Source organism: Kitasatospora sp. NPDC056181, assembly GCF_042266225.1.
GTDB lineage: Bacteria > Actinomycetota > Actinomycetes > Streptomycetales > Streptomycetaceae > Kitasatospora.
Genome location: NZ_JBHJUK010000175.1, coordinates 1 through 15371, shown reverse-complemented (window position 1 = coordinate 15371; position 15371 = coordinate 1). Strand labels below are relative to the sequence as shown.

Here is a 15371-nt window from a genome sequence, read left to right as displayed (position 1 = left end):
ACACCCCGCAACAGCAAACGCCGGTCTCCGAGAACAGTCTCGAAGACCGGCGTCACTCACCGCAGCCGATCAGTCACATTCACCAACAGTATCCGATCGCTCGCGGCGGGCCCTGCGCGGTCCGGGCGGGGCGGGGATCAGACCCCGTCGCAGGCCTGCGCCCGCAGGGCCCGGGCCAGGTCGTCCCGGCGCTCCAGCACCAGTCGGCGCAGCGCCGGCGCCGCGTCCGGGTGGCCGTCCAGCCAGGTGTCGGCCTCGGCCAGGGTGGCCTCGTTGACCTCGGCCTGCGGGAAGAAACCGCCGACGATCCGCATCGCGATCTCGATGGTCCGCTCGGACCAGACCCGCTCCAGCAGCTTGAAGTACGGCGCCGCGTACAGCGCGGTGAGGTCGCGGTGCGCGGGCAGTGCGAAGCCGGCGATGTTCGCCTCGACCAGCGCGTTGGGCAGCTCGTCCGAGTCGATCACGGCGGACCAGGCGGCGGCCTTGGCCTCCGGGGTCGGCCGGGCGGCCAGGCACTGGGTGTACTGGCGCCTGCCGCTGGCGGTGTTGTCGGCCTCCAGCTCCCCGGCGAGCTCCTCGTCGGAGGCCTGGCCGGCCGCGGCCAGCGCCAGCCAGAGCGACCAGCGCAGCTCCTGGTCGACGTCCAGGCCGTCGATCCGGGCGGTGCCGGCGAGCAGGCCGCGGACCAGGCCGAGGTGCTCGGAGCCGTTGGCGGTCTGTGCCAGGAAGCGCGCCCAGGCGAGCTGGTGGTCGCTGCCGGGCGCGGCGGCGCGCAGTTCGCGCAGCGCTCCGTCGGCCAGCTGCCGGCCGCCCTCGCCGCGCCGGGCCGGGGCGGCGAACAGGTCGACGGCGCCCTTGGCCTGGGCGTGCAGCGACTGCAGCACGCCGATGTTGGACTCCTGGCCGGCGAAGCGCAGCACCAGGGCGACGTAGTCGCGGGCCGGCATCAGGCCGTCCCGGGTGAGGTTCCAGACGGCGGACCAGGCGAGCGCCCGGGCCAGCTCGTCCTGGATGTCGCCGAGGCCGGTGCGCAGCGTCTCCAGCGACTCCGCGTCGAAGCGGATCTTGCAGTACGTCAGGTCGTCGTCGTTGAGGAGCACCAGGGCGGGCCGGGGGCGGCCGGTGGCCGCGTGGACGACGGTGACGGCGCCGGTGACGTCCAGCTCGATGCGGTCGGTGCGCACCAGCGCGCCGTCGGCGTCGCGGTCGTAGAGGCCGACCGCGATCCGGTGCGGGCGCAGCACGTCGCCGTTGCCGGCGTCCTGGAGGACGGCGAGCTCGGTGATGCGGCCCTCGGCGTCGACGGTGACCTGCGGGGTGAGCGAGTTGACGCCGGCGGTCTGCAGCCAGGCGGCGGCCCAGGCGGTGAGGTCGCGGCCGCTGGTCTCCTCCAGGACGCCCAGGAGGTCCCCCAGCTCGGTGTTGCCGAAGGCGTGCCGCTTGAAGTAGCGGCGGGCGCCCTCGAAGAAGGCCTCCGAGCCGACGTACGCCACCAGCTGCTTGAGCACCGAGGCGCCCTTGGCGTAGGTGATGCCGTCGAAGTTGAGCTTGGCGTCCTCAAGGTCCCGGATGTCCGCGGTGATCGGGTGGGTGGTCGGGAACTGGTCCTGCCGGTAGGCCCAGGCCTTGCGCTGGTTGGCGAAGGTGACCCAGGCGGAGGTGTAGCGGGTGCGGGCGCCGATCAAGCCGTAGGAGCCCATGAAGTCGGCGAAGGACTCCTTCAGCCACAGGTCGTCCCACCAGCGCATGGTGACCAGGTCGCCGAACCACATGTGGGCCATCTCGTGCAGGATGACGTTGGCCCGGCCCTCGTAGGCGGCGTCGGTGACCTTCGAGCGGAAGACGAACTCCTCGCGGAAGGTCACGCAGCCCGGGTTCTCCATGGCGCCGATGTTGTACTCGGGGACGAACGCCTGGTCGTACTTGCCGAAGGGGTACGGGTAGTCGAACTGCTCGTGGAAGAAGTCGAGCCCGGCCTTGGTGACGCCGAGGATCTCGTCCGCGTCGAAGTAGGGGGCGAGCGACCTGCGGCACAGCGCGGCGAGCGGGATCTCCAGCACGGTGCCGTCGGCGAGGGTGCGGCTGTAGTGGTCGCGGACGACGTGGTACGGGCCGGCCACGACGGCGGTGAGGTAGGTGGAGATCGGCTGTGTCGGCGCGAACTCCCAGGTGCGCGCGCCGTCCTCGTCGGTGACCTCGGTGTGCACGGCGTTGGAGCGGACGTCCCAGGCGGCGGGCGCGGTGACGGTGAAGGAGAACGGCGCCTTCAGGTCGGGCTGCTCGAAGGTGGCGAACACCCGGCGGGCGTCGGCCGGCTCGTAGTGGGTGTAGAGGTAGGTCTCGCCGTCGACCGGGTCGGTGAAGCGGTGCAGGCCCTCGCCGGTGCGGCTGTACGCGCAGTCGGCGTCGACCACCAGGACGTTGTCCGCGGCGAGGCCGTCGACGTGGACGCGGGCGCCGTCGAAGGCGGTGGCCGGGTCGAGCGCGCGGCCGTTCAGGGTGACCGAGCGGACGGTGGGGGCCAGCAGGTCGAGGAAGGCCGTGGCGCCGGGCTCGGCGCAGCGGAAGGCGACGGTCGTGGTGGAGCGGAAGGTGGCGGCCGCCGGGTCGGGGGCCGAGGTCACGTCCAGCCGGACCCGGTAGCCGTCCACGGCCAGGATGCTGGCCCGCTGCTGGGCTTCGTCGCGGCTCAGGTTCTTGCCCGGCACGGCGGTACTCCTTTGTCCGGCACGCACGGTGGTGCGTCTTCGCTGCTGCGGTCGGGTGCTGCTCTGCGGTGCTGCACTGTGGTGCTGCGCTGTGGTGCTCGCTGCGGAGCCGTGGTGCTGCTCTGCGGTGCTGCGCTGTGGTGCTGCGGGGGCATCCTTTCACGCCCCCGGCGCCGGTACCATTGCACAACCTGCGCCGCGGGGCCGGAATCACCGGCGTCGGGCGGGTGTTGGCGTCGGGGAAGCAACGTACGGGGTCCGGTGCACCTCTTCCTCCCCGTCCCCGACCACCACCTCCGACGAAGGACCACCGCCGTGACGAATGCCGCTGACCGCAAGACCGCCGACTTCTGGTTCGACCCGGCCTGTCCCTGGGCCTGGATGACGTCCCGCTGGCTGATCGAGGTCCAGCAGCTGCGCCCGGTCGACGTGCGGTGGCACGTCATGAGCCTGTCGGTGCTGAACGAGCACCGGGACCTCCCGCAGGAGTACCGCACCCTGCTGGACAACGCCTGGGGTGCGGTCCGGGTCTGCATCGCCGCCGCGGAGAAGGAGGGCGACGAGGTGCTCGGCCGCCTCTACACCGAGCTGGGCACCCGCTTCCACAACCAGGGCCTGCCGCAGAACCGCGAGACGATCGAGGCGGCGCTGGTCGCGGCGGGCCTGCCGGCCGAGCTGGCCGACGCGGCCCGTACGGACGCGTACGACGAGGCCCTGCGCGCGTCGCACAAGGAGGGCATCACCCTGGTCGGCGAGGACGTCGGCACCCCGGTGATCGCGGTCGAGGGCGTGGACGGCGAGCGGGTCGCGTTCTTCGGCCCGGTGGTCACCCCGGCGCCGCGCGGCGAGGCCGCCGCCCGCCTCTGGGACGGCACCCTGCTGGTCGCCTCCACCCCGGGCTTCTACGAGATCAAGCGCACCCGCACCGCCGGCCCGTCCTTCGAGTGACGCCCGTGGCGGGCTGAGGAAGCACGAGGGGCCCGGTACCGATGCGGTACCGGGCCCCTGCGCGTGCGCTAGCCGTTGAGCGCGGCGTCCCGGCGCTGCTTGAGCAGGCCCGCGCCGATGAGCAGCACGACCAGCACACCGGCCGCGTACAGCTGCTCGCGGTTGCCCTCGGTGGTGGTCATCAGCGCGAGGATGCCGACCACGGCGGCCATCGCGACCCAGGTCAGGTAGGGGTAGCCCCACATCCGGACGGTGAGCAGCTCCGGCGACTCGCGCTCCAGCCGGCGGCGCATCTTCAGCTGGACGACGCAGATGAAGAACCAGACCACCAGGATGGCGACGCCGGTGGTGTTCATCAGCCAGGTGAAGACGGTGTCCGGCCAGAACTTGGAGGCCAGCACCGCGCCGAAGCCGAACAGGCAGGAGGCGAGCACGGCCGCGCGGGGCACCCCGCCGCCGACCTTGGCCAGCGCCTTGGGGCCCTGGCCGCGGGAGACCAGGGAGTAGGCCATCCGGGAGGAGCCGTAGATGTTGGCGTTCATCGCGGAGAGCAGGGCGATCAGCACCACGGCCTCCATGATGGTGCCGGCGCCGGGCACGCCCAGGTGCTGGAGGACCGTCACGTACGGGCCGTTCGCGACGACCGACGGGTCCTTCCAGGAGACCAGGGTGACGACGAGGGCCATCGAGCCGATGTAGAAGATCGCGATCCGCCAGACCGCCGTGCGCACCGCGTTGGCGACGTTGCGCCGGGGGTCGTCGGACTCGGCGGCGGCGATGGTCACCGTCTCCAGGCCGCCGTAGGCGAAGACCGAGGCGAGCAGGCCGACGATCAGTCCGCTGACGCCGTTGGGCAGGAAGCCGCCCTGGCCGGTGAGGTTGGTGGTGCCGGGGGCGCCGGGGCCGAGCACCCCCGCGACGCCGAGCGCGCCGAGCACCAGGAAGGCGACGATCGCGGCGACCTTGATCGCGGCGAACCAGAACTCGAACTCGCCGAAGTTCTTCACGGCGGTCAGGTTGCTGGCGCAGAAGAAGACCATGAAGAGGCCGACCCAGACCCAGGAGGAGACGCCGGGGACCCACCCGTTGACGATCTTCCCGGCTGCGGTGGCCTCGGCGGCGACGCCGCAGCAGAGCATCACCCAGTACATCCAGCCGGCGGTGATCCCGGCCCAGGTGCCGAGCTCCTTCTCGGCGTGCACCGAGAACGAGCCGGAGGCCGGGCGGGCGGCCGACATCTCGCCGAGCATCCGCATGATCAGCATGACCAGCAGGCCGGAGAGGGTGAACGCCAGGATGATGGCGGGTCCGGCCGCCGCGATGCCCGCGCCGGAGCCGACGAAGAGGCCGGCGCCGATGACCCCGCCCAGGGCGATCATCGAGAGGTGGCGCTGCTTGAGACCGTGCGAGAGCTGGGGACCGCCGCCGGCCGGGGAACCGGCGGGGGAGGTCGTCCCGGGCGCCGGGGGCGCGGAGGTACGGGCCATGGGGTGGGGATCCAGACTGTTCGGATTGCGGTGCGAGTTGCCCAATATCCGGGGGCGCCGCTGTCCATGCCAAGAATGTCCGGTCCGGGCCCAGAATGCGGACCGGATCGTGACGGAGAATGGCCTGATCCATCACGTTCCGTCGTTCCCGGTGGGACGGAACCGACAAGGAGGGGCTTCCGGGCTTTGTCCGGTTCCCTGGCGGTGCCGGAGACGATCACCGCGTAGGTTCACAGGTGTTCACTCACCTGATCTTCAGAGGAAGCCCCGATGGCCACTGCCAGCACCCCGACCGCCACCGCCCCGATACTGAGCCGCGGCGTCCTCGCCGACCTGCTGCCCGCCGCGTCCACCCGGCTCGGCGCCCAGGCCCGCGACCTCGCCCTGGTGGCCGGCGGCGCCGCCCTCACCGGCCTCGCCGCGCAGCTGTCGGTGAACGTCCCGGGTTCGCCGGTCCCGGTCACCGGCCAGACCTTCGCCGCCCTGCTGGTCGGCACCGCGCTCGGCGCCCGCCGCGGCGTCGCCTCGCTCGGGCTCTACCTGCTGGCCGGCATGGCGGGCCTGCCCTGGTTCGCCGAGGGCACCTCCGGCTGGTCGATGCCCTCGCTCGGCTACGTGCTCGGCTTCGTCGTGGCCGCCGCCCTGACCGGCGCGCTGGCCCGCCGCGGCGCCGACCGCAGCCCGGTGAACACCGCCGTCACCATGGTCCTCGGCAGCCTCGCCATCTACGCCGTCGGCGTGCCCTACCTGGCCTTCTCGCTGGACGTCCCGCTCGCCCGCGCCGCCGAGCTGGGCCTCTACCCGTACCTGGTCGGCGACGCCCTGAAGGCGGCCCTGGCGGCCGGCGCCCTGCCGCTCGCCTGGCGGCTCCTCGGGCGCCGCTGAATCCGCCGCCGCCCCCTGCGCAGCCCGGGTACACGCGCATGCCACACTCGTGACATGCGCGTCTACCTGGGCTCCGACCATGCCGGATACGAACTGAAGAACCACCTCGTGGAGTGGCTGAAGGGGGCCGGCCACGAGCCGGTCGACTGCGGCCCGCACATCTACGACGCCCTCGACGACTACCCGCCGTTCTGCCTGCGGGCCGCCGAGCGCACCGCCGCCGACCCGCAGGCGCTGGGCATCGTGATCGGTGGCTCGGGCAACGGCGAGGCGATCGCCGCCAACAAGGTCAAGGGCGTGCGCGCCGCGCTGGCCTGGAGCGAGCAGACCGCCTCGCTCGGCCGCGAGCACAACAACGCCAACGTGATCTCCATCGGCGGCCGGATGCACTCCGAGGAGGAGGCCGTCAAGTTCGTCGAGGTCTTCCTCAACACCCCGTACAGCGGCGACGAGCGGCACACCCGCCGGATCGACATGCTGAGCGAGTACGAGACCACCGGCGAGCTCCCGCCGATCCCGGCCCACCACCCGCAGCAGGGCTGAGCCACCCCCGTCCGACCCTCCCGCCGGGGGGGCGGGGGGGCCCCCCCCCCCCCGCCCGGTACCGCCCCGCCCCGCCCCGCCCCGTACCGACCCGTACCGCACGAGGGAACCCGCGGCATCCGTCCCCGGGACCCGCACGAGAGAGCCCGCACACCGATCCGAGCCGGAGGTACCCGCCGTGTCGGCAGTAGTACGCCGTGTCCGCAGCAAGACCCGTATGTGGGGGTGGACGTTCCGATGACCGCCAGCAGCAGCCGCCCGGGCCGACCCGGCCGACCGGAGGGCACGACGCGTCCGGGCACGACCGGCCGCCAGGGCCGTTCGAACGTCGGGGTGCTGGAGCCCCCGGCACCCGAGAGCAAGCAGGCCCTCAGCGCCGCCCGGATCGTCGGGGTCGGCACCGCCAACACCGGGCAGTCCTACGCGCAGCGGGAACTGCTCGACATCTTCCGGATCACCGATCCGAGGGTCCGCTCGGTCTTCCTCAACAGCGCGATCGAGCGCCGTTACCTCACCGTCCCCCCGCGGGACGCCGACGGCGCGGTACTGCCGGAGGCACAGGGCGAGCTGCTCGCCAAGCACAAGCGGCTGGCGCTGGACATGGGCGCCAGGGCCGTCCGGGCCTGCCTGGACGAGAGCGGCCTCGAACTCGACGACATCGACTACCTGTGCTGCACCACCACCACCGGCTTCCTCACCCCCGGCCTGAGCGCCCACCTCATCCGCGAGATGGGCATCGCACCCAGGACCAGCAGGGTCGACGTGGTGGGCATGGGCTGCAACGCCGGCCTCAACGCCCTCAACGCCACCGCCTCGTGGGCCACCGCCAACCCCGGCAAGGTCGCGGTGCTGCTCTGCGCCGAGGCCTGCTCGGCCGCCTACGTGATCGACTCCACGATGCGCACCGCCGTGGTCAACAGCCTCTTCGGGGACGGCGCGGCCGCGATCGCGCTGGTCGCCGACCCGCCGGACACCGCCGGCGCCCCGGCCGACGTGCCGGCGGGCGCGGGAGGACCGCGGATCCTCGGCTTCGCCAGCCACCTGATCACCGAGGCCATCGACGCGATGCGCTACGACTGGGACGACGACCAGGGCAAGTTCAGCTTCTACCTCGACCCGCACGTGCCCTACGTCGTGGGCGCCAACGCCGAACAGGTCGTCGACCGCCTCCTGGACGGCGCGGGCCTGCGCCGCAGCGACATCGGCCAGTGGCTGGTGCACTCCGGCGGCAAGAAGGTCATCGACGCGGTGCGGGTCAACCTCGGACTGACCCGGCACGACGTGCGGCACACCACCGGCGTGCTCCGCGACTTCGGCAACCTGTCCAGCGGATCGTTCCTCTTCTCCTACCAGCGGCTGCTCCAGGAGGGCGTCGCCAGGGCCGGCGACCACGTCGTCATGATGACCATGGGACCGGGCTCGACGATCGAAACCGCGCTGCTGCAATGGTGATGGAGACTCAGGTGAGCGAGAAGACAAGCACGGTGGACACCACCGGCGTCCGGCTGGGCCCCGAGGACATCTCCCTGGTCGTCGACGGCGCCAGGCCGCTGACGCCCGAGAGCGTCGCGGCGGTCACCGCCGTCTGCGACACCGCGGAGGACCGGGCCGGCCGCGGCAGGGTCGTCCTCCAGGTCGGCGGCGTCCCCGAGAGCACCTGGACCGGCGAGCTGACGGTGTCGCTGGTCAGCAAGTGGGAACGCGCACTGCGCCGCCTGGAGCGGCTGCCCGCCACCACCATCGCCCTCGCCGACGGCGACTGCGGGGGCACGGCCCTGGACGCGATGCTCGCCGCCGACTACCGCATCGCCACCGCCTCGGTGCGCCTGGTCGTGCCCGTCGGCGACGGCGCGACCTGGCCCGGCATGGCCCTGTACCGGCTCGCCCAGCACGGCGCGAGCGCGGCCGCCATCCGGCGCGCCGTCCTGTTCGGCACCCCGGTGGAGGCCACCGACGCGCTCGCCCTGCACCTGGTCGACGAGCTCACCGAGGACGTCGCCGGCGCCCTGGCCACCGTCGCCCGGCGCGCCGGCGCCGTCAGCGGCACGGAACTCGCCCTCCGACGCCAGCTCATGGCCGACGCCGCCACCACCAGCTTCGAGGAGGCCCTCGGCGTCCACCTCGCGGCCGTCGACCGGACCCTGCGCCGCGCGGCCGGAGCCGCCTCATGAGCGCCCGCCGCCCCCCGGAGGCCGGCCCCGGCGACCCGGGAACCCCCGGGGCCCCGAAGGCCTCCCGCCCGCCCGGCCCCGGGGACGCCCCCGCCCGCCCGCAGACCCGCGAGGACGACCAGCGGACCATGGGCGGCGACCTCGCCACCGCCCGCGCCGCACTGGCCGCGGCCGCCGCCCACACCGAGGACCTGCTGGCGATCCTGCCCGACCCGCCGGAGCGCTCCACCGCCCAGCGCGCCGCCGCGGCCGAGGCCGTCGACGCCACCCGGAGCCTGCGCGAGGCCTTCCTCCGCACCCACGTGGACGCCGTCCACGACGAACTCACCGCCGGCCGGACGCTGCACCTGCGCCTGGCCGAACTCGCCGACGCCGCCGCCGAGGCCTTCCCCGGTCTGGTGCCGAGCGCGGCCCAGCTGGCCGGCGAACGCGCCAGGACCCAGGCGGAGAAGGAAGGCCACGAGATCGACCAGGGGCTCTTCTTCAGCCACCTCCTGCGCTCGCCCACCGCGGGCGCACACCTGGTCGAGGCGATGCTGCGCCCCACCCCGCGGGCCCTGGAGCTGCTGCCACTGTTCACCGCCACCGGCCGCGCCGACCTGGGCTCGGTGCAGCTGGAGCGCACCGGCGCCGTCGCCCGGCTGACCATGTGCGGCCACGACCGGCTGAACGCCGAGGACAACCAGCAGATCGACGACATGGAGACCGCCGTCGACCTAGCGCTGCTGGACCCCGAGGTGGAGGTCTGTCTGCTGCGCGGCGGCGAGATGACCCACCCCCGCCACCGGGGCCGACGGGTCTTCAGCGCCGGCATCAACCTCAAGGCCCTGCACGGCGGCGGGATCTCCCTGGTCGACTTCCTGCTGCGGCGCGAGCTCGGCTACATCCACAAGATCCTGCGCGGCCTCCTCGTCGGCGACGGCGCCGGCTGGCGCCCCGCCACCGTCGAGAAGCCCTGGGTCGCCGCCGTGGACGGCTTCGCCATCGGGGGCGGCGCGCAGCTCCTGCTCGTCTTCGACCACGTGCTGGCCGCCGCCGACTCCTACCTCAGCCTGCCGGCCGCGAAGGAGGGGATCGTGCCGGGCGCGTCGAACTTCCGCCTCACCCGCGCCGCCGGGCCCCGCCTGGCCCGTCAGGTCATCCTCGGCGGCCGCCGCGTCCACGCGCACGAACCGCAGGCGGCGCTGTTCGTCGACGAGGTCCACGAGAGCGACGAGCTGGACCTCGCGATCGAGCGGAGCCTGGAGCGCCTGCGCGGGCAGGCGGTCGTCGCCAACCGGCGGATGCTCAACCTCGCCGAGGAACCGGTGGACGCGTTCCGCCTCTACATGGCGGAGTTCGCGCTCCAGCAGGCGCTGCGGCTCTACAGCGCCGACGTCATCCACAAGGTGGGCCGCTTCACCGTCGAACAGGACCACCGGCAGGGGTAGGCGCGCGTCCGGAGGGCGGCCCCGGGCGGCCGGGGGCGGCTGGGGCGGCCGGGGAAACGGGGCCGTGCGTACCCTCTGCCGTCCGTCCGTTCTGCGTTGTGCCCGTCCGTCCCGTCCGTCCCGTCCGTCCCGTCCGTCCCGTCCGTCCCGTCCGTCCCGTCCGTCCCGTACGGCCCGTCCGCGGAGTCCGTCCGTTGTGCGTCGTATCCGTCCGTCCCTTACGCACCGCCCGTTCGTCCCGTACGCACCGCCCGCGCGGTGGGCGTACGCGACGGGCGGGCGGCTTTGCGGAGCGCGGCGCGTTGTTCAACCGCCGCAGTCGACCAGTTGTACGACAGTCAGTGATTACAGAGGATTGGGCCACGGTCGTGCGGCCCGCCCGTCCGCGGCGGGCCGCACACGTGTGGCTCCTCCGAGTCGTGATGCAGGCCGCCGATGGCGGCGCTAAGGGTGCTGACCACCGAAGCACAGCACCAACTCCCTGGAAGCCGGGCGCACATCGGCATGCCGAGACGGCGGCCGACGCCCGCTCCCACCAGTTGGCGAGTCTGGCGAGTCGAAACGTTTGGGGTGCGCAGGAATGGCTGCATTCGAAGGTGAACTCCGGGACCTGACGGCCGGTCAGCTCGGCGTCTGGCAGGCACAGCAGCTCGCGCCGGAGAACCCGGCCTACAACATCGGCGAGTACCTGGAGCTCCACGGCGACCTGGACGTCGACCTCTTCGCCGAGGCGCTCGGCCGGGTCGCGGCCGAGGCCGAGACCCTGCGCCTGCGGTTCCGCGTCGACGCCGGCACCCCCCGGCAGTACATCGGCGACGCCCCCGAACAGCCGCTCCACGTCGTCGACTTCAGCGCCGAACCCGACCCGCGCGCCGCCGCCGAGGCCTGGATGCGCGAGCGCCTCGCCCGGCCGGCCGACCTCACCGGCGGTCCGCTGTTCACCTTCGCCCTGCTCACCCTCGCCCCGGGCCTGCACCTCTGGTACCTCGGCTACCACCACCTGGTCGCCGACGGCCTGGCCGGCGCCACGATCGCCACCCGCGCCGCCCGGATCCACGACCTCCTCCTGGCCGGCCGGAACCCCGACGACGCACCACTGGAGCCCCTCTCCGTGCTCCTCGACGCCGACCGCGCGTACCGGGAGTCGGCCGACTTCGCCCGCGACCGCGCGTACTGGCTGGGCGTGCTCTCCGACCTCCCCGAGGTGACGGACGCGGGCACCGCACGCCGGACACGCGGCCACCGGCTGCCGGAGCGGCTCGTCCGCCACACCACCGCCCTGACCGCCGACCAGGCCGCCGACCTGAAAGCGGCCGCGCGCCGCCTGCGCACCAGCCTCACCGGCCTGATGATCTGCGCCGCGGCGCTCTACCGCCACCGCGTCACGGGGCAGCGCGACGTCGTCGTCGGCCTGCCCGTCGCCGGCCGGACGGGACGCCGCGAGCTCGCCGTCCCCGGCATGACCTCCAACAACGTGCCGCTGCGGCTGCGCATCGAGCCCCGGACCAGCCTGGAGGACCTCGTCCGCCAGACCGCCCGGACCATCCGCGAGGGGCTGCGCCACCAGCGCTACCGCTACGAGGACACGCTGCGGGACCTGCACCTGACCGACGGCGACGCCCTGTGCGGCATCCACGTCAACGCCATGTCCTTCGCCTACCCGCAGAGCCTGGGCGACTGCCGCGTCGGCGCCGCGCACAACCTGTCCAACGGGCCGATCGACCACACCCGCGTCGACGTCTACGACCGCGGCGGCTCCTTCGGCGTCCAGCTCGACGTCGACGTGAACGCCTCCCTGCCCGACGCGGCGCCGGCCGGGGACGTCGCCCGCAGGCTGCGGCGCGTCCTGGACTGGCTGGTGGGCGCGGCGCCCACCGACACCGTCGGCCGGATCGACCTGCTGGACGAGGACGAGCACCACCGCGTGCTCGTGGAGTGGAACGACACCGCCTTCGAGCTCCCGCCCGCCACCGCCGTGGAGCAGTTCACCGCCCACGCGGCAGCCCGGCCCGACGCCGTGGCCGTCATCGGCGACGGGGTGCGGCTGTCGTACGCGGAGCTGGACGAGCGGGCCAACCGGCTCGCCCGTCTTCTCGCCGCCCGCGGGGTCGGACCGGAGTCCGTCGTCGCCGTCTGCCAGCACCGCGGCGCCGACCTCGTCGTGTCCCTGCTGGCCGCCTGGAAGGCCGGAGCCGCCTACCTGCCGATCGACCCGCAGTACCCGGCCGAACGCATCCGGTACATGCTCGCCGACAGCCGGGCGGTCGCCCTGCTGGGCGAGGAGGAGATCCTCGACGAACTGCCGTCGGGGCGCGTTCTGACGGTGGCCGTGGACTCGGCCCGGGTCCGTGCCGAACTGGCCGCGACCCCGGCCACCGACCCCGCGGTCCCCCTCGGCCCGGACGCCCTCGCGTACGTGATCTACACCTCCGGCTCCACCGGAACCCCCAAGGCCGTCATGCTCACCCACGCGGGCGCCGCCAACCTCGCCGCCGTGCAACGGGAGCGGTGCGCGGTCGACCAGGACAGCCGGGTCCTGCAGTTCGCCTCGGTCGGCTTCGACGCCGCCAGCTGGGAACTGCTGATGGCACTCTGCTCGGGCGCGGGCCTGGTGGTCGCGCCGGCGGAGGACCTGCTGCCCTCGGCCGCGCTCGCCGAGGTGATGGCCCGCCACGGCGTCACGCACGTGACCCTGCCCCCGGCAGTCCTGGCCGTCCTGGACCCCGCGGACCTGGCACAGGTCCCCACCCTGATCTCGGCCGGCGAGGCGCTGCCCGCCGACCTCGTGGCGCGCTGGGCGCCCGGGCGGCGCCTGATCAACGCCTACGGGCCGACCGAGGCGACCGTCTGCGCCACCATGACCACCCCGCTCGCCCCCGGCGACCGGCCCCACATCGGCCGCCCCAACCCCAACGTCCGGGTCTACGTGCTGGACGAGTCGCTGGCACCGGTGGCACCCGGCGTCCTGGGGGACCTGTACATCGCCGGAGCCGGCGTCGCCCGCGGCTACCTGGGCCGGCCGGGCCTCTCCGCCCAGCGCTTCGTCGCCGACCCCTTCGCCGCCGACGGCACCCGCATGTACCACAGCGGCGACCGGGCACGCTGGACGCCCGACGGGCAGCTCGCCTTCGCCGGCCGCGCCGACGACCAGGTCAAGGTGCGGGGCTTCCGGATCGAGCCGGGCGAGGTGGAGGCCGTGCTGGCCGCCCACCCGGGCGTGACGCACGCCGCGGTCATGGTGCGCGAGGACGCGCCGGGAGACCGCCGGCTGGTCGCCTACGTGGTTCCCGGCGGCGATACGGGCGAGGAAATCACCACCTCGGTACGGGAGTTCGCAGGAAACCGGCTCCCCGAGTACATGGTGCCCTCCGCCGTCGTGGTGCTGGACGCGCTGCCGCTGACCGTCAACGGCAAGGTCGACCGCCGCGCACTCCCGGCGCCCGAGCACGCCACCACGGCCGACCGTCGCCCCGTCACCGCGCAGGAGGAGCTCCTCTGCGCCGCCTTCGCCGACGTCCTCGCGGTGCCCGCCGTCGGCGTCGACGACAACTTCTTCGACCTCGGCGGACACTCCCTGCTCGCCACCCGCCTGGTCAGCCGCATCCGCGCGGTCCTCGGCGTCGAGGTCGAGATCGCCGCCGTCTTCGAAGCGCCCACGGTGGCCGGCCTCGCGGCCAGGCTCTCCGGTACGCACGCGGCCCGCACCGCACTGACGGCGCGGCAACGCCCCCAGCACGTCCCGCTGTCGTTCGCACAGCGCCGGCTCTGGTTCATCGGCCAACTGGAGGGGCCGAGCGCCACCTACAACAGCCCGATGGTGCTCCGCCTGACGGGTGAGCTGGACCGGAGGGCACTGTCGCAGGCGCTGCGCGACGTCGTCGAACGGCACGAGGCGCTCCGCACGGTGTTCGCAGTGTCGGGTGGTGAGCCGTACCAGCGGGTCGTGGGTGTGGACGAGTTGGTGTGGGACCTGCCGGTCGAGGAGGTCGCGCCGGAGGAGCTGTCCGGGGCGGTGGAGCGTGCGGCCCTGTACGCGTTCGACCTGTCGGCCGAGGTGCCGGTGCGGGGCAGGTTGCTTGCCGTCGGCGTGGACGAGCACGTGCTCGTGCTGACGGTTCATCACGTTGCTGCTGACGGTTGGTCGATGGGTCCGCTGGCGCGGGACATCTCCACCGCGTACGCGGCGCGGCTGGCGGGCGGTGCTGCGCCGGCGTGGTCGGCGCTGCCGGTGCAGTACGCGGACTACGCGCTGTGGCAGCGCGAGCTGCTGGGTGCGGAGGGCGACCCCGACAGCTCGCTGTCGCGTCAGGTGGCTTACTGGCGTGAGGCTCTGGCGGGGGCGCCGGAGGAGCTGGAGCTGCCCTTCGACCGTCCGCGGCCGACGGTGGCGAGCCACCGCGGCCACACCGCCGACTTCGAGCTGCCCGCGGAACTGCACGCCAGCTTGGTGGAGTTGGCGCGTGCCGAGGGTGTGACGCTGTTCATGGTGTTGCAGGCAGGGCTGTCGGTGCTGTTGTCGCGTCTGGGTGCGGGGACGGATGTTCCGATCGGTTCGGCGATTGCCGGGCGGACGGATGAGGCGTTGGACGATCTGGTCGGTTGCTTCGTGAACACGTTGGTGTTGCGGACCGATCTGTCGGGGGATCCGACGTTCGCCGAACTGTTGGTGCGGGTGCGGGAGTCGGGGCTGGCGGCGTTCGCGCACCAGGACGTTCCGTTCGAGCGGCTGGTGGAGGAGCTGGCCCCGGCTCGCTCGCTGGCCCGCCACCCCCTGTTCCAGACCGTGCTCACCAAGCTGAACACCGTCGCGGGCACCACTGGGGCAGCACAGGGCCGGGACGCCGTCGCGCCGACCCTCGACCTCCCCGGCCTCACGGTCGAACCGCTGCCGCTGGAACGGCCGGTGGCCAAGTTCGACCTGGACGTCATGGTGGGTGAGGCCTTCGACGCCGAGGGTGCGCCGGCGGGGGTGCGCGGCACGGTGACCGTGGCGGCGGACCTCTTCGACCCGGAGACGGCGGACCGGCTCGCGTGCAGGCTGGCGCGTGTGCTGGACGCGGTGGCCGCCGATCCCGGGACCCGGGTGAGTGCGGTGGATGTTCTCGGTGAGGTGGACCGTGGGCGGGTGCTCGTGGAGTGGAACGAGTCGGTGGAGGTGTTGTCGGGGTCGTTGACGCATGAGTTGTTCGAGGCGCG

The 15371-nt window shown here is 73.3% G+C and carries 9 protein-coding genes; 7 read left to right on the top strand and 2 right to left on the bottom strand.

The annotated features are described in order from the left end of the window. Positions 1-137: 137 nt before the first annotated feature. Complete coding sequence (gene pepN, locus ACFC1F_RS38205) at positions 138-2711, bottom strand: aminopeptidase N (protein ID WP_376165561.1); 2574 nt, start codon at positions 2709-2711, stop codon at positions 138-140. Between the two features lie 315 nt (positions 2712-3026). Between pepN and ACFC1F_RS38200 the strand changes: the two genes are divergently transcribed. Then, positions 3027-3659: a DsbA family protein gene (locus ACFC1F_RS38200; RefSeq protein ID WP_209416579.1), complete on the top strand. Its 633-nt coding sequence runs from the start codon at positions 3027-3029 to the stop codon at positions 3657-3659. A gap of 68 nt (positions 3660-3727) precedes the next feature. On the opposite strand, the gene ACFC1F_RS38195 is transcribed toward ACFC1F_RS38200, so the two are convergent. Beyond that, positions 3728-5146: an amino acid permease gene (locus tag ACFC1F_RS38195; protein WP_376165559.1), complete on the bottom strand. Its 1419-nt coding sequence runs from the start codon at positions 5144-5146 to the stop codon at positions 3728-3730. 270 nt (positions 5147-5416) lie between these two features. Here ACFC1F_RS38195 and ACFC1F_RS38190 point away from each other — a divergent pair, with 270 nt between their 5' ends. The 6 genes from ACFC1F_RS38190 to ACFC1F_RS38165 form a co-directional block, all read left to right on the top strand. Beyond that, entirely contained in the window at positions 5417-6031 is a 615-nt protein-coding gene (locus ACFC1F_RS38190) for a biotin transporter BioY (protein WP_209416577.1), read from the top strand. Positions 6032-6085: 54 nt separating this feature from the next. Next, positions 6086-6574, top strand: coding sequence for a ribose-5-phosphate isomerase (locus tag ACFC1F_RS38185; RefSeq protein WP_148645153.1), 489 nt, complete (start codon positions 6086-6088; stop codon positions 6572-6574). A gap of 237 nt (positions 6575-6811) precedes the next feature. Continuing rightward, a complete protein-coding gene (gene dpgA, locus ACFC1F_RS38180) occupies positions 6812-8026 on the top strand; it encodes a 3,5-dihydroxyphenylacetyl-CoA synthase DpgA (protein ID WP_209414268.1) in 1215 nt (404 codons plus the stop codon). Between the two features lie 11 nt (positions 8027-8037). After that, positions 8038-8745, top strand: a complete 708-nt coding sequence (dpgB, locus tag ACFC1F_RS38175) for an enoyl-CoA-hydratase DpgB (protein ID WP_376165556.1) — start codon at positions 8038-8040, stop codon at positions 8743-8745. A gap of 128 nt (positions 8746-8873) precedes the next feature. After that, positions 8874-10175 carry a (3,5-dihydroxyphenyl)acetyl-CoA 1,2-dioxygenase DpgC gene (gene dpgC, locus ACFC1F_RS38170; RefSeq protein ID WP_376165563.1) on the top strand — a complete coding sequence of 434 codons (1302 nt, stop codon included), beginning with the start codon at positions 8874-8876 and terminating at the stop codon, positions 10173-10175. A gap of 580 nt (positions 10176-10755) precedes the next feature. Next, a partial coding sequence (locus tag ACFC1F_RS38165; RefSeq protein ID WP_376165554.1) for an amino acid adenylation domain-containing protein occupies positions 10756-15371 on the top strand: 4616 nt, incomplete at its 3' end.

What these genes read in the sequence shown, in the direction of transcription:
- ACFC1F_RS38195 (WP_376165559.1), bottom strand. Translation starts at nt 5,146, where the DNA reads ATGGCCCGTACCTCCGCGCCCCCGGCGCCCGGGACGACCTCCCCCGCC.
- ACFC1F_RS38190 (WP_209416577.1), top strand. Translation starts at nt 5,417, where the DNA reads ATGGCCACTGCCAGCACCCCGACCGCCACCGCCCCGATACTGAGCCGC.
- ACFC1F_RS38185 (WP_148645153.1), top strand. Translation starts at nt 6,086, where the DNA reads ATGCGCGTCTACCTGGGCTCCGACCATGCCGGATACGAACTGAAGAAC.
- dpgA (WP_209414268.1), top strand. Translation starts at nt 6,812, where the DNA reads ATGACCGCCAGCAGCAGCCGCCCGGGCCGACCCGGCCGACCGGAGGGC.
- dpgC (WP_376165563.1), top strand. Translation starts at nt 8,874, where the DNA reads ATGGGCGGCGACCTCGCCACCGCCCGCGCCGCACTGGCCGCGGCCGCC.